The sequence below is a fragment of the Variovorax cryoconiti genome, from assembly GCF_051216395.1.
GTDB lineage: Bacteria > Pseudomonadota > Gammaproteobacteria > Burkholderiales > Burkholderiaceae_C > Variovorax.
Genome location: NZ_JBPJZI010000008.1, coordinates 116,394 through 135,718, shown reverse-complemented (window position 1 = coordinate 135,718; position 19,325 = coordinate 116,394). Strand labels below are relative to the sequence as shown.

Genomic DNA, 19,325 nt, shown 5'->3' with positions numbered 1-19,325 from the left:
GCGGGAAAGTCGCACCGCGTTCAATGCAGTACGCCGTCGCGGTGTTCCGCGGAACGAAACAAGAGACAACATGCCTGAAAGAACGCGCACCCCTGCCTCGATGCTGGCCCAGCGGGCCGTGGAGCCTACCTCGTCGGTCGAACGCGCCTGCCGCATCCTGCGTGCGCTGTCCGACCCCGGCGTCACACGCCTGACCGACATCGCGATCGCCACCGGCCTCGACAAGACCACGGTGCTGCGCCTGCTCGAGGTGCTGATGCACGACGGCTTCGTCGTGCGCGACCCGCACAGCAAGCACTACAGCCTGGGGGCCGAGCTGCTGGTGCTGGGCGCCGCCGCGTTGGCCCGCTTCGACCCGCGCCCGCTGGTGCGACCGGCGCTGCTGCGGCTCACCGGCCAGTTCGAGGACAGCGTGATCCTGTCGATCCCGAGCGGCATCGAATCGCTCTGCGTCGACGTGGAAGAGGGGCGCTACCCGATCCGCGCGAACTACCTGTCCATCGGCAGCCGTCGGCCGCTGGGCGTGGGTGCCGGCAGCCTGGCGCTGCTGGCCTGGATGCCCGAGGCCGAGCGGCAGGCGGCGCTGGCGGTGATCGCGCCGCAGCTGCAGCGCTACCCGCGCATCACCGCGCAGCTGCTGGAGGACCATGCCCGCGAAGCACGCGAGCGCGGCTACGCCGTGCTGCTCGACGTGGTGATCGAGCGCATGGGCGGCATCGCGGTGCCGATCCTCGGGGCCGACGGCCGGCCGGTGGCGGCTATCAGCATCGCGGCGCTCAACGACCGCATCACGTCGCGCGAAGCGGAGCTGGCGCAGGCGCTGCGGCGCGAAGCCGCGACCTGCGAAGTGCTGTGGAGCCGCGCCGCCCACACCGGCGGCGCCGCGGCCGTCACGCGCCGCGGGCGGGTGCATTGATGGCGACGAGCCTCACCACCGCGTGGATCACCGGCGTCGGCGGCACCGCCTTCGGCCGCCACGACGGGCAGGGCGCGCTCGACCTGATGGCGCAGGCCGCGCAGCAGGCGCTGCAAGGTGCCGGCCTGCAGCGCGCGGACATCGACGGCGTGCTGTGCGGCTACGCCACCACGCTGCCGCACCTGATGCTCTCGACGCTCTTCTGCGAGCGCTTCTCGCTCGACCCGGCCTACGCGCACAGCCTGCAGCTGGGCGGTGCGACCGGCGCCGCGATGCTGATGCTGGCGCGCGAGCTGGTGCGCAGCGGCCGCTGTCGCCACGTGCTGGTGGTGGCCGGCGAGAACCGCCTGAGCGGCCAGTCGCGCGACAGCGCCATCCAGACGCTGGCGCAGGTCGGCGACCCCGACTACGAAGTGCCCAACGGCGCATCCGTGCCGGCGTACTACGGCCTGATGGCCTCGCGCTACCTGCACGAGACCGGCACGACCGAAGCCGACCTCGCCGAGTTCGCGGTGCTGATGCGCGCCAATGCGCGACGCCACCCTGGCGCGCACCTGACCGCGCCGATCACGGTGGCCGACGTGCTGGCCTCCAAGCCGATCGCCGCCCCACTCAAGCTGATGGACTGCTGCCCGATCTCCGACGGCGCGATGGCGCTGGTGGTCTCGGCCGAGCCGGGCGACGGTCCTCGGGTCGCCCTGGCCGGCGCCGGCCAGGCGCATCGCCACCAGCACCTGAGCGCGATGGCCGACGTGATGCAGTGCGGCGCGGCCATCGCCGCGCAACGCGCCTTTGCCGATGCCGGGCTGCGCGTGGCCGACATCGACCACCTGGGCATCTATGACTCCTTCACGATCACGCTGACCATGCTGCTTGAAGAGATCGGCTTCGCGCCGCGTGGTGGCGCGGCCCAGCGCCTGCGCAACGGCGACTTCGCGCCTTACGGCCCGTTGCCCCTCAACACGCACGGCGGCCTGCTGTCCTTCGGCCACTGCGGCGTCGCCGGCGGCATGGCACACGCGGTTGAGGTGTTCCGGCAGATGACCGGCCAGGCCGGCGAGCGGCAAGTTGCGAAGCCGCGCCATGCCTTCGTGCATGCCGACGGCGGCGTGATGTCCTCGCACGTGAGCCTGATCCTGTCGCAGGAGCCTTCGCCATGACCGAACCGTTGACCGACGCGCCCAGCGTCACGTCTTCCAGCGCGCTCGCAGCGCCCTTCGTCGACGGCCTGGCGCGGCACGAACTGCGCTTCCAGCGCTGCACCGCCTGCGGCACGGCGCAGACGCTGGCGCGCTACGCCTGCGCGCACTGCGGCAGCCAATCGCTGGCCTGGGAAACGGCACGCGGCACGGCCACGCTGCATGCGGTGACCGTGGTGTCGCGCGCGCCGTCCGATGCCTTCCGCGCGCTCGCGCCGTACACGCTGGTCCTCGCGCAGCTCGATGAGGGCCCGCGCCTGATGGCGCATGCCGAGCCGGGTGTGCGCATCGGCGACCGCGTGGCGGCCGGCTTCTTCGCGCATGCCGGCCGCACGCTGGTCCGCTTTTCGCCCGCCACCGGGTAGCGCCAGGCGCATCGGGGCATCCGTCAACGAGAACACAACGACTGGAGACAACGACATGCATGCGATCCGCTTCCGCTTCCTCTCGCGCCGCCACCTGCTCGCCGCAGCGGGCGCCGCGCTGTGCCTCGCCGTGCCCGCCTTGGCGCAGGCGCAGGCCTACCCGACCAAGCCGGTCAAGCTGGTGGTGCCGTACCCGCCCGGCGGGCCGACCGACATCGTCGCGCGGCTGGTCGCGCAGAAGCTGTCCGACGCGATGGGCCAGCAATTCATCATCGACAACCGCCCCGGCGCGGGCGGCAACCCCGGCGCCGAGCTGGTGGCGCGCAGCCCGGCCGACGGCTACACGCTGGTGGTAGCCACCACGGCGCACGCCATCAACCCGTCACTCTTCAAGAACCTCGGCTACTCGCTGTCGAAGGACTTCGCACCGGTGTCGCAGCTGACCAGCGGGCCGCTGGTCATCGTCGCCAACCCGCAGCTGCCGGCGAAGAACGTGGCCGAACTGATCGCGCTGGCCAAGGCCAGGCCGGGCGAGCTCAACTTCGCGTCCTCGGGCAACGGGCAGTCGACGCACCTGTCGGCCGAGCTCTTCGCCGCGATGGCCGGCGTGAAGATGAACCACATCCCGTACAAGGGCAGCGCACCCGCGCTCACCGACACCATGGGTGGCCAGACGCAGCTGATGTTCGACACCATGCTGTCGGCCATGCCGCACGTGAAGGCCGGCAAGCTGAAAGCGCTGGCCGTGACGAGCGCTGCGCGTTCGCCGGTCGCCCCCGAGGTGCCGACGGTCGCCGAGTCTGGCCTGCCGGGCTACGAAGCCATCGCGTGGAACGGGCTGCTCGCGCCGGCCGGCACGCCGCCCGAGGTGCTGGCGCGCCTGAGTGCCGAGTTGAAGAAGGTGCTGGCTGCGCCGGACGTGAAGGACAGGTTCGAGGCGCAGGGCTTCGCCGCGAGCTGGAACTCGCCGGAGGACTTCGGCCGCTTCCTGACCGCCGAGGTCGACAAGTGGGCCAAGGTGGTGAAGGTCTCGGGCGCGAAGGTGGACTGATGAAAACCACCTCCGATGCGGCGCACTGCGTGTCGCCACCTCCCCCTCAAGGGGGCGCACCCAGCGGCCTGGCAAAGCCAGTTCCTCGGGTGCCCTGGCATCTGGCCGCGCCGGTTTCTCGGCTGCGGGCGGAGCGCAGCGCAATGGATCACTGACATGATTGACTTCCATCGACTGAAGGCGTGGCGCTTCGACGAGTTCGTGCAGCGCTACGGCGCCGACGACACGATGCGCTATGCGCTCGCGCTCGGCCTGGGCAGCAATCCGACCGATGCGAAGCAGCTGCAGTTCGTCAACGACGTACCCGCGGCGCCGCTCGCGCTGCCGACGATGGCGGTGGTGCTGGGCTTCCCGGGCTCGTGGATGCAGGACCCGGCCACCGGCATCGACTTCGCGCAGATCGTGCACGGCGAAGAGCAGGTCGTGTGGCACCGGCCCTTGCCGGCGACCGGTGCCGTGCGGGCGCGCCACCGCGTGACCCGCATCGTCGACAAGGGGCCGGGCCGCGGCGCCACCATCAGCTACGACAAGGCGCTGCACGACGCCGACAGCGACGCGCTGCTTGCGACCGTGACGCACACCACCTTCGCACGCGGCAACGGCGGCTTCGCGACCGCCGACGTGCCCGGTGATGCCGCGCCACCGCCGCCCGTGCCGGTGCCCGCGGGTGCGCCCGATGCGGTCATCGACATCCCGACGCTGCCGCAGCAGGCCTTGCTCTACCGCCTGTGCGGCGACCGCAACCCGCTGCATTCCGACCCCGCGACCGCGCGGGCCGCGGGCTTCGACCGCCCCATCCTGCATGGCCTGTGCACCTGGGCCATCGCGGCGCATGTGCTGCTGGCGCAGTGTGCCGACAGCGACCCGACGCGGTTGCGCAGCCTGTACGCGCGCTTCTCGGCGCCGGTCTTTCCGGGCGAGACGCTGCGGCTCGAGCTGTTCCGCCAGGGCAACGACGTGCGTTTTCGCGTCCGCGTGCCGGCGCGCGACAAGGTGGTGCTCGACCACGGCCATGCCGTGTTCGCGGCCTGAATTTCAAGACCTACACAACGAGGAGACAACATGACGACGCAGACCCCAGAGACCCATGGACCCATCATCGGCCGCCGAACCCTGCTCGGCAGCGCCGCAGCCGCACTCGGCACGCTGGCCGTGCCCGCCTTCGCGCAGAGCGCGTACCCCAACCGACCGGTGAAGTTCGTCGTGCCGTTCCCGGCCGGCGGCCCGGTCGACACCACCGGCCGCGCGGTGGCGCAGAAGCTGTCGGAGCTATGGGGCCAGCAGGCCATCGTCGACAACCGTGCGGGGGCCGGCGGCATCGTCGGCGCCGAGATCGCGGCCAAGCTGCCGGCCGACGGCTACAACGTGTTCGTCTGCAGCATCCACCATTCGGTGTTGCCGAGCCTCAAGCCGCGGCTGACCTACGACATCGAGCGCGACTTCGTGCCGGTGAGCTTCGGCGCGATGTTCCCGGTGGTGCTGGTGGCGCATCCGGACGTGCCCGTGAAGACGGTGGCCGACATCATCGCGCTCGACAAGCGCTCGCCCGGCAAGCTGAGCTTCGGTTCCTCCGGCAGCGGTGGCGGCACGCACCTGGCGGGCGAGCTGTTCAACATGCAGGCCGGCACCAGGCTGCTGCACGTGCCGTACAAGGGCAGCGCGCCGGCCATGACCGACCTGCTCGGCGGCCAGGTGCAGTTCATGTTCAGCGATGCGCCGACCGCGCTGCCGCAGATCAAGGCCGGCAAGGTGCGTGCCATCGCCGTGGCCAGCGCCCAGCGATCGGCCCTGCTGCCCGACGTGCCGACCGTGGCCGAGTCCGGCCTGCCGGGCTACGAGGCGTATTCGTGGGCTGCCTTCCTGGCGCCGGCCGGCACGCCGAAGGACCTGGTGCAGCGCCTGAGCGCCGACATCGGCAAGGCGCTGGGCGACCCGCAGGTCAAGCAGCGCCTCTACGACGCCGGCGCCGAAGCGGCGCCGACCACGCCCGAGGCCTTCGGGAAGATGCTGCACACCGAGATCGCCAAGTGGACGAAGGTGGTGCGCACGGCGGACATCAAGGTCGACTGATGCGGGCGTCCGACCCTGAAACCAATGCCCGCCTGATCGTCCGGCAGGACGGCCCGGTGCTGGTGATGACCATCAGCAACCCGGCGGCACGCAATGCGATGCATCCGTCGCTCTACCGCGCCGCGGTCGACACATTGCGCCGCGTGGCGGACGACCGCACGGTGCGCGCCGTCGTTCTGACGGGCGAGGGCGACCACTTCTGCGGCGGCGGCGACCTGAAGCGCCTGGCGGCCCAGCGCGCACTGCCGCGCGAGACGCAGGCCGCGCACCTCAACGTGTTGCACGACTGGGTGATGGCGATGCACGACGCGCCGCAGCCGGTCATCGCGGCGGTCGAAGGCGCGGCCGCGGGCGGCGGCTTCTCGGTGTGCCTCGGCTGCGACCTGATCGTCGCGGCCGAGGACGCCAAGTTCGTCATGTCGTACGTCAAGCTCGCGCTCACGCCCGACGGCGGCGGTTCCGATTCGCTGGCGCGCGCACTGCCGCCGCAGATGGCGCTGGAGCTGCTGCTCGACGGCGGCGTGTGCACGGCCGACAGGCTGCAGGCGCTCGGTGTGGTCAACCGCGTCGTGCCGCATGGCGAGGCCTTCCCCACGGCCATGGCCTGGGCGCAGCGGCTGGCCGCCGGCCCTGTCGACGCACAGGCGCGCATCAAGCAACTGGTCCACGCGGCCCGCGGCCGTACGCGCCGGGCCCAGCTCGATGCCGAGCGTGATGCCTTCGTCGACAGCCTCTACAGCGAGGCCTGCGGTGACGGCATCGCATCGTTCCTGAACGCGCGCCGCGGCTGAGGCGGCGCTTCTTTTCTTCTCTGCAAAGTCCTCTATGTCCGACCTGCTCGAATCCGCCCTGAACCCGCAATCCGTCGCCGTCATCGGCGCCTCGGAAAACATCCACAAGATCGGTGGTCGGCCGATCTACTACATGCAGAAGCACGGCTTCGGCGGGCGCATCTACCCGATCAATCCATCGCGCGAGGAAGTGCAGGGGCTGAAGAGCTATGCCTCGCTCGCAGCGCTGCCCGAGGCGCCCGATTTGGCGATGGTCGTCGTCGGCGGCGACAAGGCGGTCGAGGCCGTGGCGCAGTGCGCGGCACGCGGCGTGAAGTCGGTGGTGGTGGTGGCGTCGGGCTTCGGCGAGACGGGCGAGGAGGGCCGCGCCGTTCAGCGCGCCATGGTCGACACGGCGCGCGCCGCCGGCATGCGCCTCTACGGCCCCAACACGCAGGGGCTGGCGAACTTCGGTACCGGTGCGCTCGCGGGCTTTTCGACCATGTTCGTGGAGGTGCCGCCGGCCGACGGTCCGGTCGGCATCGTGAGCCAGAGCGGCGGCATGAGCGCCATGGCCTACGGCCTGCTGCGCGGCCGCGGCCTGGGTGTGCGCCATGTGCACGCCACCGGCAACGAGGCCGACATCACCGTCTCCGACCTGGCCTGGGCGGTGGCGCACGACCCCGACGTGAAGCTGCTGCTGCTGTACCTCGAGAACATCGCCAACCCCGAACTGCTGGCGCGTACCGCGGCTTATGCGCGAGAGCGCGACCTGCCGATCATCGCGGTGAAGGCGGGGCGATCGGAGAGCGGTCAGAAGGCCGCGTCCTCGCACACCGGCTCGCTGGCCAACGAGGACCGCGCGGTCGACGCCTTCTTCCGCCACCATGGCATCTGGCGGGTGCGCGACCCGCATGCGCAAGCGCTCGCCGCCGAGGCCTACCTGAAGGGCTGGCGTCCCGAGGGCCGGCGGCTGGTGATCATCAGCAACTCGGGCGCGAGCTGCGTGATGGGCGCCGACGCCTCGGAGGAACTCGGTCTGCCGCTGGCCGAGCTGGCGCCCGCCACGCGCGCCGAGGTGGCGAGCCGGCTGCCGGGCTTCGCGACGGCGGTGAACCCGATCGACATCACCGCGGCGCTGCTGTCGAACAGCGGCCTGTTCGGCGACGTGCTGCCGGCCGTGGCGCAGGACCCGGCCGCCGACCTGTTCTTCATCAACATCCCGGTGGCCGGTGCGGGCTATGACGTCGAGGCCTTCGCGCGCGACACGGCTGCCTTCGAGCGCAGCACGGGCAAGCCGGTGGTGGTGGCGGCCTGGCAGGACTCGGTGGCCGCGCCGTTCAAGGCGCAGGGCATTCCGACCTATGCCAACGAGAACGATGCGTTGGGCACGTTGGCGCAACTGGTGTCGCACACCGCGCTGATGCGCAAGGCGATCGTGCCGTGGCCCACCGCCACGGCGCCCGAGCTGCCGCCCGGTACCGGGCAGTTCCTGAACGAGGCGCAGAGCCTGGCGGTGCTGGCTGCAGCCGGCGTGCCGGTGGTGGCGCACCGGCTGTGCCGCAGCGCGCAGGAGGCAGACGAGGCGCTGGCGGCCGTGGGGGCGCCGGCCGTGGTCAAGGCCTGCTCGGGCGATGTGCCGCACAAGTCGGAGCATGGCCTGGTGGCGCTGAACGTCGGCACGGCGGCCGACGCCGCCGCGCTGTTCGAGCGCCAATGGGCCAAGCTGGCCGAACTCGGCGCGGCGCAGGAAGGCGTGATCGTCGCGGCCATGCGCCGCGGGCAGCACGAGTTCATGGTCGGCGCGCGCATCGACCCGGTGTTCGGCCCGGTGGTGGTGGTGGGCGACGGCGGCAAGTATGTCGAGGCGCTGCAGGATGTGGCGGTGCTGGTGCCACCCTTCGCCGCGGCCGACGTGACGGCGGCGCTGCGCACACTGCGCATCGCGCCCCTGCTCGAGGGCGTGCGGGGCGATCCGCCGCTGGACATCGACGCGCTGGCCGAGGTGGCGGTGGCCGTCGGCCAGCTCATCGTGGGTGCCGGCGGGGCCATTGCGTCGATCGACGTGAACCCGGTGCTGGTCGCGGCCCGGGGGCAGGGCGCGGTGGTGCTGGACGCCCTCATCGAGCGGGGCGGCTGAGCGGCCGGAGTCGCGCTTGTGCAAAGATCGCCCGAAGCTTGGCCTTGAACTTGCTAAGCTATGTCGAAGGAGATTGGTCGTTCCATGCACAAATTCGATGAGATGTACGAGCAGTTGCCCTACGCGGGCGCTGCGATCCGGGGTCACTACAAGCGCTACGACCAATGGCTGTCCAAACAGCCCGGCGCGTTGATGAAATCCCGGCGGGAAGAAGCCGAGATGATCTTCCGCCGTGTCGGCATCACCTTCGCGGTGTACGGCGCCAAGGACGAAGACGGTTCGGGCACCGAGCGCCTGATCCCCTTCGACCTGCTGCCGCGGATCATTCCCGCGCACGAGTGGGAGTTGATGGAAAAGGGTCTGGTGCAACGGGTGAATGCGCTCAACCGCTTCATCTACGACGTCTACCACGACCAGGAAATCATCAAGGCCAGCATCGTGCCGATCGAGCAGATCCGCGACAACGCGCAGTTCCGCCCGGAGATGATGGGCGTGACGGTGCCGAACAACGTCTACTCGAACATCTCGGGCATCGACATCGTCCGCGCGCCCGACGCCGACGGCAACGGCGAGTACTACGTGCTCGAGGACAACCTGCGGGTGCCCAGCGGCGTGAGCTACATGCTGGAAAACCGCAAGATGATGATGCGGCTCTTCCCGGACCTGTTCGCCCAGAACCGCATCGCGCCGGTCGCCCACTACCCCGACCTGCTGCTCGAGACCCTGCGCGCCAGCGCGCCGCCGGCCACCGCCGAGCCGACGGTCGTCGTGCTCACGCCCGGCATGTACAACAGCGCCTACTTCGAGCACGCCTTCCTGGCGCAACAGATGGGCGTCGAGCTGGTCGAGGGACAGGACCTGTTCGTCAAGGACGACTTCGTCTACATGCGCACCACGCGCGGGCCGAAGCGGGTCGACGTCATCTACCGCCGCGTCGACGACGACTTCCTCGACCCCGAGGTGTTCCGCCCGACCTCCACGCTGGGTTGCGCCGGCCTGATGCGCGCCTACCGCGCCGGCAACGTCGCCATCAGCAATGCGGTGGGCACCGGCGTGGCCGACGACAAGTCGATCTACCCCTACGTGCCGAAGATGATCGAGTTCTACCTCGGCGAGAAGCCGATCCTGAAGAACGTGCCGACCTACATGTGCCGCAACAAGGACGAACTGCAGTACACGCTCGACAACATGAAGGACCTGGTCGTGAAGGAAGTGCACGGCGCGGGCGGCTACGGCATGCTCATCGGCCCTGCCGCCACGCAGGCGGAGATCGAGGAATTCAAGCAGGCCGTGATCGCCAAGCCCGACGGCTACATCGCGCAGCCCACGCTCAGCCTGTCGACCTCGCCGACCTTCGTCGACGCCGGCATCGCGCCGCGCCACATCGACCTGCGGCCCTTCGTGCTGTCGGCCAAGGAAGTGCAGATGGTGCCGGGCGGGCTGACCCGTGTGGCGCTCAAGGAAGGTTCGCTGGTCGTCAACTCGTCGCAGGGCGGTGGCACCAAGGACACCTGGATCCTCGAAGCCGACCGGCGCCCCAAGGCGGCCGCACCGGCTGCGGCCCCGTCGCAAACCCAAACACAAACCCAGTCGGCCTAAAGCACGAGAAGCACGAGGAGAACCACCACATGCTGTCACGCACCGCCGACCACCTCTACTGGATGTCGCGCTACACCGAGCGGGCCGAGAACACGGCCCGCATGCTCGACGTCAACTACCAGACCTCGCTGCTGCCGCAGTCGGCCGAAGTCGCCAAGTACGGCTGGCAGGGCCTCTTGTCCATCAGCGAACTGCTGCCGGCGTACAACGAGAAGCACGACCAGATCGTCCCCGACGAGGTGATGGAGTTCATGGTCAAGGACGAGTCGAACCCCTCGTCGATCATCTCCTGCCTGAAGGCCGCGCGCGAGAACGCTCGCGCCGTGCGTGGCGCGCTCACCACCGAGGCGTGGGAGACGCAGAACACCACCTGGCTCGACGTCAACCGCATGCTGCGTGCCGGCGAGTTCGAGCGCGACCCGGCGCAGTTCTTCGAGTGGGTGAAGTTCCGCTCGCACCTGTCGCGCGGCGTCACGCTCGGCACCATGCTGCAGGACGAGGCCTTCTACTTCTCGCGCCTGGGCACCTTCCTCGAACGCGCCGACAACACGGCGCGCCTGGTCGACGTGAAGTTCCATGCGCTCAACAGCGAATTCTTCGGCGCCGCCACCGAGGAAGACCAGGAGTACGACTTCTATCACTGGAGCGCGATCCTGCGCAGCGTCTCGGCCTTCGAGGTGTACCGCAAGGTCTACCGCGACGTCATCAAGCCCGAGCGCGTCGCCGAACTGCTCATCCTGCGCCCCGACATGCCGCGTTCGCTGCATGCCAGCCTGGCTGAGGTGGTGGCCAACCTCGCCAAGGTGCAGAACGACCAGAGCGCCGAAACCCAACGCCGCGCCGGCAAGCTGCTGGCCGACCTACAGTACGCGCGCGTCGACGAGATCCTGGCGACCGGGCTGCATGCGTATCTGACGCAGTTTCTCGACCGGGTCAATGAGATCGGCGGGCGCATCAGCCAGGACTTTCTGGTGCCTGCGCATTGAGCGCGGTGCGGCCCCTCAGAGGGCCGTGGCCTGGCGGACGGCGTGCTCCCACTGCGCCATCGCCTCGCCCGCCTGCGGCCGCCCCATCGTCGGCATGAAGCGCCGCTCGACGCGCCACAGCGTCGACAGCTGTTCGAGGTCCTTGAAGAACCCCGTCGACAGCCCTGCCAGATAGGCCGCGCCCAGCGCCGTCGTCTCGGTGACTTCGGGCCGCAGCACCGGGATGCCGAGCAGGTCGGCCTGGAACTGCATCAGCAGGTCGTTGACGCACGCACCGCCGTCCACGCGCAGTTCGGCGACGGGCGCGCCGCCAGCTGCCACGGCATCGCGGCTCATCGCCTGGAGCAGGGCGGCGCTCTGGTAGGCGATGCTTTCCAATGCGGCGCGCGCGATGTGCGCGACGGTCGTGCCGCGCGTCAGGCCGGTGATCGTGCCGCGGGCTTCGGCGTTCCAGTAGGGCGCGCCGAGGCCGGTGAAGGCCGGCACCATCATCACGCCGCCCGAGTCGGGCACGCTCTCGGCCAGGCCCTGCACCTCGGCACTGCCCTTGATGGCCTGCAGGCCGTCGCGCAGCCACTGCACCACGGCGCCGCCGACGAAGACGCTGCCTTCCATCGCGTATTGCGGCTTCGCGCCGGTCTGCGCGGCGCTGGTGACGAGCAGGCCGTTGGACGACGGCTGGAACGCGTCGCCGGTGTGCATCAGCAGGAAGCAGCCGGTGCCGTAGGTGTTCTTGGCCATGCCGGGGCCGAAGCAGGCCTGGCCGAAGAGGGCGGCCTGCTGGTCGCCGGCCACGCCGCCGACGGGCAGCGAGCGGCCGAGCAGCGCGGCGTCGGTGTCGCAGAAGTGCGCACTCGACGGCTTCACCTCGGGCATCAGCGCGGCGGGGATGTCGAGTGCCTTGAGCAGCTCGGCATCCCAGGCGTTGTCGTGCACGTTGAAGAGCATCGTGCGCGACGCGTTGCTCACGTCGGTGACGTGCACCTTGCCGCCGGTGAGCTGCCACATGAGCCAGCTGTCGACCGTGCCGAAGGCCAGTTCGCCGCGCTCGGCCTGTTCGCGCGCGCCGGGCACGTTGTCGAGCAGCCAGCGCAGCTTGGTGGCGGAGAAGTAAGCGTCGATCACCAGGCCGGTCTTGTCTCGGATGGTGTCGGTCAGGCCCTCATCGCGCAGCCGGGCGCACAGCGGCTCGGCGCGGCGGTCCTGCCAGACGATGGCATGGTGCACCGGCTGGCCGGTCTGGCGGTTCCACAGCAGCGTGGTCTCGCGCTGGTTGGTGATGCCGATGGCGTGGATGTCGGTGGGCTGCAGCTTGGCCTTGGCGAGCACCTCGCGCGCGGTGGCGAGCTGGCCGCGCCAGATCTCCATCGGGTCGTGCTCGACCCAGCCGGGCTGCGGGTAGATCTGCGGCAGCTCGCGCTGCGCGACGGCGACGATGCGGCCTGCGTGGTCGAACACGATGCTGCGCGAGCTGGAGGTGCCCTGGTCGAGGGCGAGGATGTGGGTCATGGGTGCGCCTTCGCAATCAGTGGTCGCCTGCGATCTCGCAGCGCACCTGGGCGCTGTCGAGCAAGGCGGGAAAGGGGGCGGGCGGTTCGGCATCGGTGAACAGCCGGTCGATGTCCGACAGCGTGCCGAGCTGGATCATGGCCGGCCGGTTGAACTTGCTGGCGTCCGCCGCGAGCCACACCTCGCGTGCCTGCGCGATGATGGTCTGCGCCACCTTGACCTCCCGCAGATCGAAGTCGCGCAGTGAGCCGTCGGCCTCGATGCTGGACACGCCGATCAGCGCGATGTCGACCTTGAACTGACGGATGAAATCGACGGTCGCCTCGCCCACGATCGCCCGGTCGCGCGCGCGCACGGAGCCGCCCGCGACGATCACTTCGCACGCCGGGTTGCCGCTGAGGATCGTCGCCACGTTGAGGTTGTTGGTGATCACGCGCAGGCCGGTGTGGTGCATCAGTTGCTGCGCGATGGCTTCGGTGGTGGTGCCGACGTTGAGGATCAGCGAGCAGTCGTTGGGCACGCGCGCCGCCACCGCGCGGGCGATGCGCGCCTTGCCTTCGGCGTGCAGCGACGCGCGCTGCGGGTAGCCGATGTTCTCGGTGGTCGAACTGGGCACCCGCACGCCACCGTGGAAGCGCGTGAGCAGCCCTTCGTCCGCCAGCCGCTGGACGTCGCGCCGCACCGTCTGCAGGGTGACGCCGAGCATCTCGGCCAGCTCTTCCACCATCACCGTGCCGCGCGCCCGCACCGTGTCGAGCAGGCGGAGCTGGCGGGGGTTGGGGTTCAGGCGTGGCATGGGGTGGGACGGACGCAACACTTTAAATCGAACGAAAACGAACCGTCTAGGGGAAAACTACAATCTTATGCGCGTCATAAGGAACCAAAATGAACCGAGGCGAACGTCCGCCTTTCTCTGCAAGTGAACACCCTGCCACCCCCGAGCGGCCTTCTCCCGTGAACGATCTGCCTTCCCCTGCTGCGGTTTCAACCGCCGAATGCGACGTGCTCGTCGTGGGTGGCGGCATCAACGGCTGCGGTATCGCACGCGACCTGGCCGGCCGCGGTTTCCGGGTGGTGTTGTGCGAGAAGGACGACCTGGCCGCCCACACCTCGTCGTCGTCGACCAAGCTGATCCACGGGGGCCTGCGCTACCTGGAGTACTACGAGTTCTCGCTGGTGCGCAAGGCGCTGCAGGAGCGCGAGGTGCTGCTCAAGAGCGCGCCGCACATCATGTGGCCGCTGCGCTTCGTGATGCCGCACGATGCATCGATGCGCCCGGCCTGGATGGTGCGCATGGGCCTGTTCCTGTACGACCATCTCGCCAAGCGCGAAGTGCTGCCCGGCTCGCGAACGGTCGATCTGCGCAAGCACAAGGCCGGCCAGCCGCTCAAGCCGCAATACAAGCGCGGCTTCGTGTATTCCGACGGCTGGGTCGACGATGCGCGCCTGGTGGTGCTCAACGCGGTCGACGCCCGTGCGCGCGGCGCGCAGATTCTCACGCGCACCCGCTGCACGGCGGTGCAGCGCGACGCCACTGCCTGGACCGCCACGCTCGATGGCCCGGACGGCGTGCGTACCGTTCGTGCCCGCGCGGTGGTCAACGCGGCCGGCCCATGGGCCGAGAGCTTCCTGCGCAACACGGCGAAGGCCGCGAAGGGCGAAGCGCTCGCGACCAAGAGCCTGCGCCTGGTGAAGGGCAGCCACATCGTGGTCAAGCGCATCTTCGAACACGACCATGCCTACATCTTCCAGAACCCTGACAAGCGGATCATCTTCGCGATCCCGTACCAGGACGACTACACGCTGATCGGCACCACCGATGTCGAGATCGGTTCCGACGACCCGGGCGCGGCGCGCATCTCGCCCGAAGAGGTCGACTACCTCTGTGCCCAGGCCAGCCGCTATTTCGACAAGCCGGTCGTTCCCGCCGATGTGGTGTGGACCTATTCCGGTGTGCGCCCGCTGCTGGACGATGCGTCGGGCGACCCGTCGGCCGTCACGCGCGACTACCTGCTCGAAGCCAACACCACCGCCGCGCCGCTGCTGTCGGTGTGGGGCGGCAAGATCACCACCTTCCGCAAGCTGGCGGAAGACGCGGCGGACGAGGTCGGCCGCATGCTCGGCGACAAGCGCCCGGCCTGGACGGACGGCGCCTTCCTCGCGGGCGGCGACCTGTCGGGCTGGATCGGTGCCCCGAAGCGGCCCGACGAGGACTTCGAGCGCTTCGTCGCCGCCGTGCAGAAGCGCCATGCCTGGCTGCCCGCGCCGCTGGCGCGCCGGCTGGCCCACGCCTATGGCGCGCGCATCGCCGAGGTCCTGGGCGATGCGACTGCGCTGGCCGACCTGGGCGTCGAAGTGGCCCCCGGCCTGCACGATGCCGAACTGCGCTACCTGTATGCGCAGGAATGGGTTCGCACGGCGGACGACGCCTTGTGGCGCCGCTCGAAGCTCGGCCTGCGCTACACGCCAGAAGAGCGTGCCGCGGTCGCGCAATGGTTCGACGACAACAACGACGAGAGACAAACCGATGCAATTGACCCTCGAGCGCATCACCAAGAAGGTGGGCGCGCAGACGTGGCTCCATGAGCAGAGCCTGACACCGCGCAGCGGCGCCGTCACGGTGCTGCTGGGCGCGACGCAAGCCGGCAAGACCAGCCTGATGCGCATCATGGCGGGCCTCGACGTGCCGAGCAGCGGCCGTATCCTGGTCGACGCCGAAGACGTCACTGGCCGGCCGGTGCGCGAGCGCAACGTCGCGATGGTGTACCAGCAGTTCATCAACTATCCGTCGCTCACGGTGGCGGACAACATCGCGTCGCCGCTCAAGCTGCGCGGCGAGAAGGGCATCGATGCCCGGGTCCGTGAGATCGCGGACAAGCTGCACATCGGCATGTTCCTCGACCGCCTGCCGGCCGAGCTGTCGGGCGGCCAGCAGCAACGCGTAGCGCTGGCGCGTGCGCTGGCCAAGAACGCGCCCTTGATGCTGCTCGACGAGCCGCTGGTCAACCTCGACTACAAGCTGCGCGAAGGGCTGCGCGAAGAGCTCGCGCAGCTGTTCGCCAGCGGCGACTCCACCGTCATCTATGCCACCACCGAGCCGGGCGAAGCCTTGCTGCTGGGCGGCTACACCGCGGTGCTGGATGCCGGTGAATTGCTCCAGTACGGGCCGACGGCCGAAGTCTTCCACGCGCCGCAGTCGCTGCGGGTCGCGCGTGCCTTCAGCGACCCGCCGATGAACCTGCTGCCCGGCACCGCGACGCCCGAGGGCGTGCAACTGGCCGGTGGTCCCTTGCTGCCGATGGCGTTGCCGGCCGGCAGCGGCGGTGCCGTCACCATCGGCCTGCGTGCCAGCGCGCTCGACGTGCAGGCCGGGGCGGGCGGCATCGCCTTGCCCGGCAAGGTCGAACTGGCCGAGATATCCGGGTCCGACACCTTCGTGCATGTGCACACCGCCGTCGGCGAACTGGTGGCGCAGCTCACGGGCGTGCATCGCTTCGAGCTGGGCGCCGCCATCACGCTGCACTTCAACGCGGCTCGGGCCTATGTCTTCGACGCCAGCGAGAAGCTGCTCGTGGCGCCAGCTTGGCGCAAGGGAAACTGAATATGGCCCGCATCGACCTTGACCTGGCGCATGCCTACCGCGCCAACCCCACGCAAGACAGCGACTATGCGCTGCTGCCGTTGAAGATGAGCTTCCGCGACGGCGGCGCCTATGCGCTGCTCGGCCCCTCGGGTTGCGGCAAGACCACCATGCTCAACATCATCTCGGGCTTGCTGGTGCCGTCGCAGGGCACAGTGACCTTCGACGGCCGCGACATGACGCGCGCCACGCCGCAAGAACGCAACATCGCGCAGGTGTTCCAGTTCCCGGTCATCTACGACACCATGACGGTGGCCGAGAACCTGGCCTTCCCGCTGCGCAACCGCAAGGTGCCGGCCGATCAGATCAGGAAGCGCGTGGGCGAGATCGCCGAGATGCTCGACATGAGCGGGCAGCTCGACCAGCGTGCCGCCAACCTGGCGGCCGATGCCAAGCAGAAAATCTCGCTGGGCCGCGGCCTGGTGCGCTCGGACGTGTCGGCGGTGCTGTTCGACGAGCCGCTCACCGTGATCGACCCGCACCTCAAGTGGCAGCTGCGGCGCAAGCTCAAGCAGATCCACCGCGAACTCAAGCTCACGCTGATCTACGTCACGCACGACCAGGTCGAGGCGCTGACCTTCGCCGAAGAGGTGGTGGTCATGACGCGCGGCAAAGCGGTGCAGGTGGGCAGCGCCGAGGCACTGTTCGAGCGGCCGGCCCACACCTTCGTCGGGCATTTCATCGGCTCGCCAGGCATGAACTTCATCCCCGCGCAGAGCCAGGGCGGGTCGCTCGAGGTCGCCGGTGTTCGGCTGGCTGGCTTGCGCGAACTGCCCGACGGCGCGCTCAAGCTCGGCATCCGCCCCGAGTACCTCCGCGTCGCCGATCCCCAGGCGCCTGGCGCGATTCCCGCGACCGTGACGCAGGTGCAGGATGTCGGCACCCACGCCATGCTCAGCGCCGATGTCGGCGGCACGAAGCTGAAGGCGCGCCTGTCGTCCGACGCGCGCATGCCGGCAGCAGGCGACATCGTGTGGCTCAAGGTGCTGGACCCTCACACTTGCTACTACCGCGACGAGGAGCTCATCGCATGAACGCGACGAACAAACCTATCAACCAAAAGGCCTGGTTCCTGATCCTGCCGGTGCTGATCTGCGTGGCGTTCTCGGCCATCGTGCCGCTGATGACGGTGGTCAACTATTCGGTGCAGGACATCATTTCGCCCGAACGCCGCGTGTTCGTCGGCACCGAATGGTTCGCGGCGGTGATGCGCGACGACGAGCTGCATTCGGCGCTCTACCGGCAGCTCGGTTTCTCGCTGTCGGTGCTGCTGGTGGAGATCCCGCTGGGCATCTGCCTGGCGCTGTCGATGCCGGCGACCGGGTGGAAGGCATCGGCCGTGCTGGTGATCGTCGCGCTGTCGCTGCTGATTCCGTGGAACGTGGTCGGCACCATCTGGCAGATCTACGGCCGCGCCGACATCGGCCTGCTCGGCTACATGCTGCAGAAGATGGGTGTCGACTACAGCTACACCGGCAATGCGACCGATGCCTGGCTCACGGTGCTGGTGATGGACGTTTGGCACTGGACGCCGCTGGTCGCCTTGCTCGGCTACGCCGGTCTGCGCTCGATTCCCGATGCCTACTACCAGGCCGCGCGCATCGACGGCGCCAGCAAGTTCGCGGTGTTCCGCTACATCCAGCTGCCCAAGATGCGCGGCGTGTTGATGATCGCGGTGCTGCTGCGCTTCATGGACAGCTTCATGATCTACACCGAACCCTTCGTACTCACCGGCGGCGGGCCGGGCAATGCGACGACCTTCCTGTCGCAGTACCTCACCCAGAAGGCGGTCGGCCAGTTCGACCTCGGGCCGGCCGCGGCCTTCTCGCTGATCTATTTCCTCATCATCCTGCTGCTGTGCTTCATCCTCTACAACTGGATGCAGCGCGTCGGCACGCAGCAAGTGGAGGTCGAGCAATGACACGTTTATTGGGTTCGGGGCGGGATCACGCCGACGACGTACTCTGCTCCGCGAATGTCCTCCGCCGTCAGCCTTCGGTTGCCGGCTCCTCCTTGATTTCGCTGCGCAGAGCACGCCATCGACGTGATCCGTACGCGCAGGTAGCGATCACCGGGTGCATAGCACCAGCGCGTCCACGTGCGCAGGGTATCGGGTGCTCCCCGCAGCGAAATCAAGGAGGAGCCGACGGCGGGGGACATTCGCGGAGGGGAGTACCCGGTGACCTGCGCGCGCGCCCCGAACGCACGCGCCGCGGCCAGACGCGCCCGGAAGCCCGCCACCCGAAGCAGGAGCAGCCCACATGAACGACAAACGATTCCATAAGCGCAGCATCTTCCTGGTGCTGTACATCGTCTTCGCCTTGTTGCCCATCTACTGGATGATCAACATGAGCTTCAAGACGAACGAAGAGATCCTCTCGAGCTTCTCGTTCTTCCCACAGCAGCTCACCTGGGCCAACTACGCGCGCATCTTCACCGACGAGTCGTGGTACTCGGGCTACATCAACAGCCTGATCTACGTGGGCATCAACACGGTGATCTCGCTGACCGTGGCGCTGCCGGCGGCCTATGCGTTCTCGCGCTATTCCTTCCTCGGCGACAAGCATGTGTTCTTCTGGCTGCTGACCAACCGCATGACGCCGCCGGCCGTGTTTCTGCTGCCGTTCTTCCAGCTCTACAGCACGGTCGGGCTGATGGACACGCACCTGGGCGTGGCGCTCGCGCACCTGCTGTTCAACGTGCCGCTGGCGGTGTGGATCCTCGAAGGCTTCATGAGCGGCATTCCGCGCGAGATCGACGAGACGGCCTACATCGACGGCTACTCGTTCCCGCGCTTCTTCCTCACGATCTTCCTGCCGCTCATCAAGGCGGGCGTCGGCGTGGCGGCCTTCTTCTGCTTCATGTTCAGCTGGGTCGAGCTGCTGCTGGCCCGCACGCTCACGAGCGTGAATGCGAAGCCGATCGTCGCGACGATGACGCGCACGGTCAGCGCCTCGGGCATGGACTGGGCCACGCTGGCCGCGGCCGGCGTGCTGACCATCGTGCCCGGCGCGATCGTGATCTGGTTCGTGCGGCACTACATCGCAAAAGGCTTTGCGATGGGCCGCGTCTGAGGAGAC

17 protein-coding genes are annotated in these 19,325 nt (G+C 68.9%); 15 read left to right on the top strand and 2 right to left on the bottom strand.

Translation table 11 applies throughout. The features are described from left to right. Nucleotides 1-70: 70 nt before the first annotated feature. The 10 genes from ACSFA2_RS19060 (at nucleotide 71) to ACSFA2_RS19015 (ending at nucleotide 11,096) form a co-directional block, all read left to right on the top strand. Nucleotides 71-916 carry an IclR family transcriptional regulator gene (locus tag ACSFA2_RS19060; RefSeq protein ID WP_435456888.1) on the top strand — a complete coding sequence of 282 codons (846 nt, stop codon included), beginning with the start codon at nucleotides 71-73 and terminating at the stop codon, nucleotides 914-916. Then, nucleotides 916-2,076: a thiolase family protein gene (locus ACSFA2_RS19055; RefSeq protein ID WP_435456887.1), complete on the top strand. Its 1,161-nt coding sequence runs from the start codon at nucleotides 916-918 to the stop codon at nucleotides 2,074-2,076. Before ACSFA2_RS19060 ends, ACSFA2_RS19055 begins: the two co-directional genes overlap by 1 nt. Continuing rightward, nucleotides 2,073-2,480, top strand: coding sequence for a Zn-ribbon domain-containing OB-fold protein (locus ACSFA2_RS19050; protein WP_435456886.1), 408 nt, complete (start codon nucleotides 2,073-2,075; stop codon nucleotides 2,478-2,480). Before ACSFA2_RS19055 ends, ACSFA2_RS19050 begins: the two co-directional genes overlap by 4 nt. Nucleotides 2,481-2,535: 55 nt before the next feature. Further along, nucleotides 2,536-3,531 (top strand): tripartite tricarboxylate transporter substrate binding protein, encoded by a 996-nt coding sequence (locus ACSFA2_RS19045; protein ID WP_435456885.1) that lies wholly within the window; start codon nucleotides 2,536-2,538, stop codon nucleotides 3,529-3,531. 156 nt (nucleotides 3,532-3,687) lie between these two features. After that, the gene (locus ACSFA2_RS19040) at nucleotides 3,688-4,563 is read left to right on the top strand and encodes a MaoC family dehydratase (RefSeq protein ID WP_435456884.1); all 876 of its coding nucleotides are present in this window, start codon (nucleotides 3,688-3,690) and stop codon (nucleotides 4,561-4,563) included. 30 nt (nucleotides 4,564-4,593) lie between these two features. Then, nucleotides 4,594-5,601 (top strand): Bug family tripartite tricarboxylate transporter substrate binding protein, encoded by a 1,008-nt coding sequence (locus ACSFA2_RS19035; RefSeq protein WP_435456883.1) that lies wholly within the window; start codon nucleotides 4,594-4,596, stop codon nucleotides 5,599-5,601. Next, the gene (locus ACSFA2_RS19030; RefSeq protein WP_435456882.1) at nucleotides 5,601-6,392 is read left to right on the top strand and encodes an oxepin-CoA hydrolase, alternative type; all 792 of its coding nucleotides are present in this window, start codon (nucleotides 5,601-5,603) and stop codon (nucleotides 6,390-6,392) included. The genes ACSFA2_RS19035 and ACSFA2_RS19030 overlap by 1 nt, the downstream gene beginning before the upstream one ends. Nucleotides 6,393-6,426: 34 nt before the next feature. Then, nucleotides 6,427-8,511: an acetate--CoA ligase family protein gene (locus tag ACSFA2_RS19025; RefSeq protein WP_435456881.1), complete on the top strand. Its 2,085-nt coding sequence runs from the start codon at nucleotides 6,427-6,429 to the stop codon at nucleotides 8,509-8,511. A gap of 84 nt (nucleotides 8,512-8,595) precedes the next feature. Then, nucleotides 8,596-10,110 carry a circularly permuted type 2 ATP-grasp protein gene (locus tag ACSFA2_RS19020; RefSeq protein ID WP_435456880.1) on the top strand — a complete coding sequence of 505 codons (1,515 nt, stop codon included), beginning with the start codon at nucleotides 8,596-8,598 and terminating at the stop codon, nucleotides 10,108-10,110. A gap of 29 nt (nucleotides 10,111-10,139) precedes the next feature. Continuing rightward, nucleotides 10,140-11,096, top strand: coding sequence for an alpha-E domain-containing protein (locus ACSFA2_RS19015; protein ID WP_435456879.1), 957 nt, complete (start codon nucleotides 10,140-10,142; stop codon nucleotides 11,094-11,096). A 15-nt stretch (nucleotides 11,097-11,111) separates the two neighbouring features. On the opposite strand, the gene glpK is transcribed toward ACSFA2_RS19015, so the two are convergent. After that, nucleotides 11,112-12,605, bottom strand: a complete 1,494-nt coding sequence (gene glpK, locus ACSFA2_RS19010; protein WP_435456878.1) for a glycerol kinase GlpK — start codon at nucleotides 12,603-12,605, stop codon at nucleotides 11,112-11,114. Nucleotides 12,606-12,621: 16 nt separating this feature from the next. Next, on the bottom strand, nucleotides 12,622-13,392 hold the full coding sequence (locus tag ACSFA2_RS19005) for a DeoR/GlpR family DNA-binding transcription regulator (protein WP_435457007.1): 771 nt from the start codon (nucleotides 13,390-13,392) through the stop codon (nucleotides 12,622-12,624). A 98-nt stretch (nucleotides 13,393-13,490) separates the two neighbouring features. Between ACSFA2_RS19005 and glpD the strand changes: the two genes are divergently transcribed. From glpD to ACSFA2_RS18980, 5 genes are all read left to right on the top strand, one after another. Then, nucleotides 13,491-15,191, top strand: a complete 1,701-nt coding sequence (glpD, locus tag ACSFA2_RS19000; RefSeq protein ID WP_435456877.1) for a glycerol-3-phosphate dehydrogenase — start codon at nucleotides 13,491-13,493, stop codon at nucleotides 15,189-15,191. Beyond that, nucleotides 15,133-16,206: an ABC transporter ATP-binding protein gene (locus ACSFA2_RS18995; RefSeq protein WP_435456876.1), complete on the top strand. Its 1,074-nt coding sequence runs from the start codon at nucleotides 15,133-15,135 to the stop codon at nucleotides 16,204-16,206. The genes glpD and ACSFA2_RS18995 overlap by 59 nt, the downstream gene beginning before the upstream one ends. Nucleotides 16,207-16,208: 2 nt before the next feature. After that, a complete protein-coding gene (locus ACSFA2_RS18990; RefSeq protein WP_435456875.1) occupies nucleotides 16,209-17,279 on the top strand; it encodes an ABC transporter ATP-binding protein in 1,071 nt (356 codons plus the stop codon). After that, a complete protein-coding gene (locus ACSFA2_RS18985) occupies nucleotides 17,276-18,166 on the top strand; it encodes a carbohydrate ABC transporter permease (RefSeq protein ID WP_435456874.1) in 891 nt (296 codons plus the stop codon). Before ACSFA2_RS18990 ends, ACSFA2_RS18985 begins: the two co-directional genes overlap by 4 nt. A 340-nt stretch (nucleotides 18,167-18,506) precedes the next feature. Beyond that, on the top strand, nucleotides 18,507-19,319 hold the full coding sequence (locus tag ACSFA2_RS18980) for a carbohydrate ABC transporter permease (protein ID WP_435456873.1): 813 nt from the start codon (nucleotides 18,507-18,509) through the stop codon (nucleotides 19,317-19,319). Nucleotides 19,320-19,325: the final 6 nt, after the last annotated feature.

Bases quoted from the DNA above. Each gene is read 5' to 3' on its own strand.
- ACSFA2_RS18980 (WP_435456873.1), top strand. From the start codon at position 18,507: ATGAACGACAAACGATTCCATAAGCGCAGCATCTTCCTGGTGCTGTAC.
- glpK (WP_435456878.1), bottom strand. From the start codon at position 12,605: ATGACCCACATCCTCGCCCTCGACCAGGGCACCTCCAGCTCGCGCAGC.
- ACSFA2_RS19020 (WP_435456880.1), top strand. From the start codon at position 8,596: ATGCACAAATTCGATGAGATGTACGAGCAGTTGCCCTACGCGGGCGCT.
- ACSFA2_RS18990 (WP_435456875.1), top strand. From the start codon at position 16,209: ATGGCCCGCATCGACCTTGACCTGGCGCATGCCTACCGCGCCAACCCC.
- ACSFA2_RS19025 (WP_435456881.1), top strand. From the start codon at position 6,427: ATGTCCGACCTGCTCGAATCCGCCCTGAACCCGCAATCCGTCGCCGTC.
- ACSFA2_RS19040 (WP_435456884.1), top strand. From the start codon at position 3,688: ATGATTGACTTCCATCGACTGAAGGCGTGGCGCTTCGACGAGTTCGTG.
- ACSFA2_RS19060 (WP_435456888.1), top strand. From the start codon at position 71: ATGCCTGAAAGAACGCGCACCCCTGCCTCGATGCTGGCCCAGCGGGCC.
- ACSFA2_RS18995 (WP_435456876.1), top strand. From the start codon at position 15,133: ATGCAATTGACCCTCGAGCGCATCACCAAGAAGGTGGGCGCGCAGACG.
- ACSFA2_RS19050 (WP_435456886.1), top strand. From the start codon at position 2,073: ATGACCGAACCGTTGACCGACGCGCCCAGCGTCACGTCTTCCAGCGCG.
- ACSFA2_RS19055 (WP_435456887.1), top strand. From the start codon at position 916: ATGGCGACGAGCCTCACCACCGCGTGGATCACCGGCGTCGGCGGCACC.
- ACSFA2_RS19035 (WP_435456883.1), top strand. From the start codon at position 4,594: ATGACGACGCAGACCCCAGAGACCCATGGACCCATCATCGGCCGCCGA.
- ACSFA2_RS19030 (WP_435456882.1), top strand. From the start codon at position 5,601: ATGCGGGCGTCCGACCCTGAAACCAATGCCCGCCTGATCGTCCGGCAG.
- ACSFA2_RS19045 (WP_435456885.1), top strand. From the start codon at position 2,536: ATGCATGCGATCCGCTTCCGCTTCCTCTCGCGCCGCCACCTGCTCGCC.
- glpD (WP_435456877.1), top strand. From the start codon at position 13,491: ATGAACCGAGGCGAACGTCCGCCTTTCTCTGCAAGTGAACACCCTGCC.
- ACSFA2_RS19015 (WP_435456879.1), top strand. From the start codon at position 10,140: ATGCTGTCACGCACCGCCGACCACCTCTACTGGATGTCGCGCTACACC.
- ACSFA2_RS18985 (WP_435456874.1), top strand. From the start codon at position 17,276: ATGAACGCGACGAACAAACCTATCAACCAAAAGGCCTGGTTCCTGATC.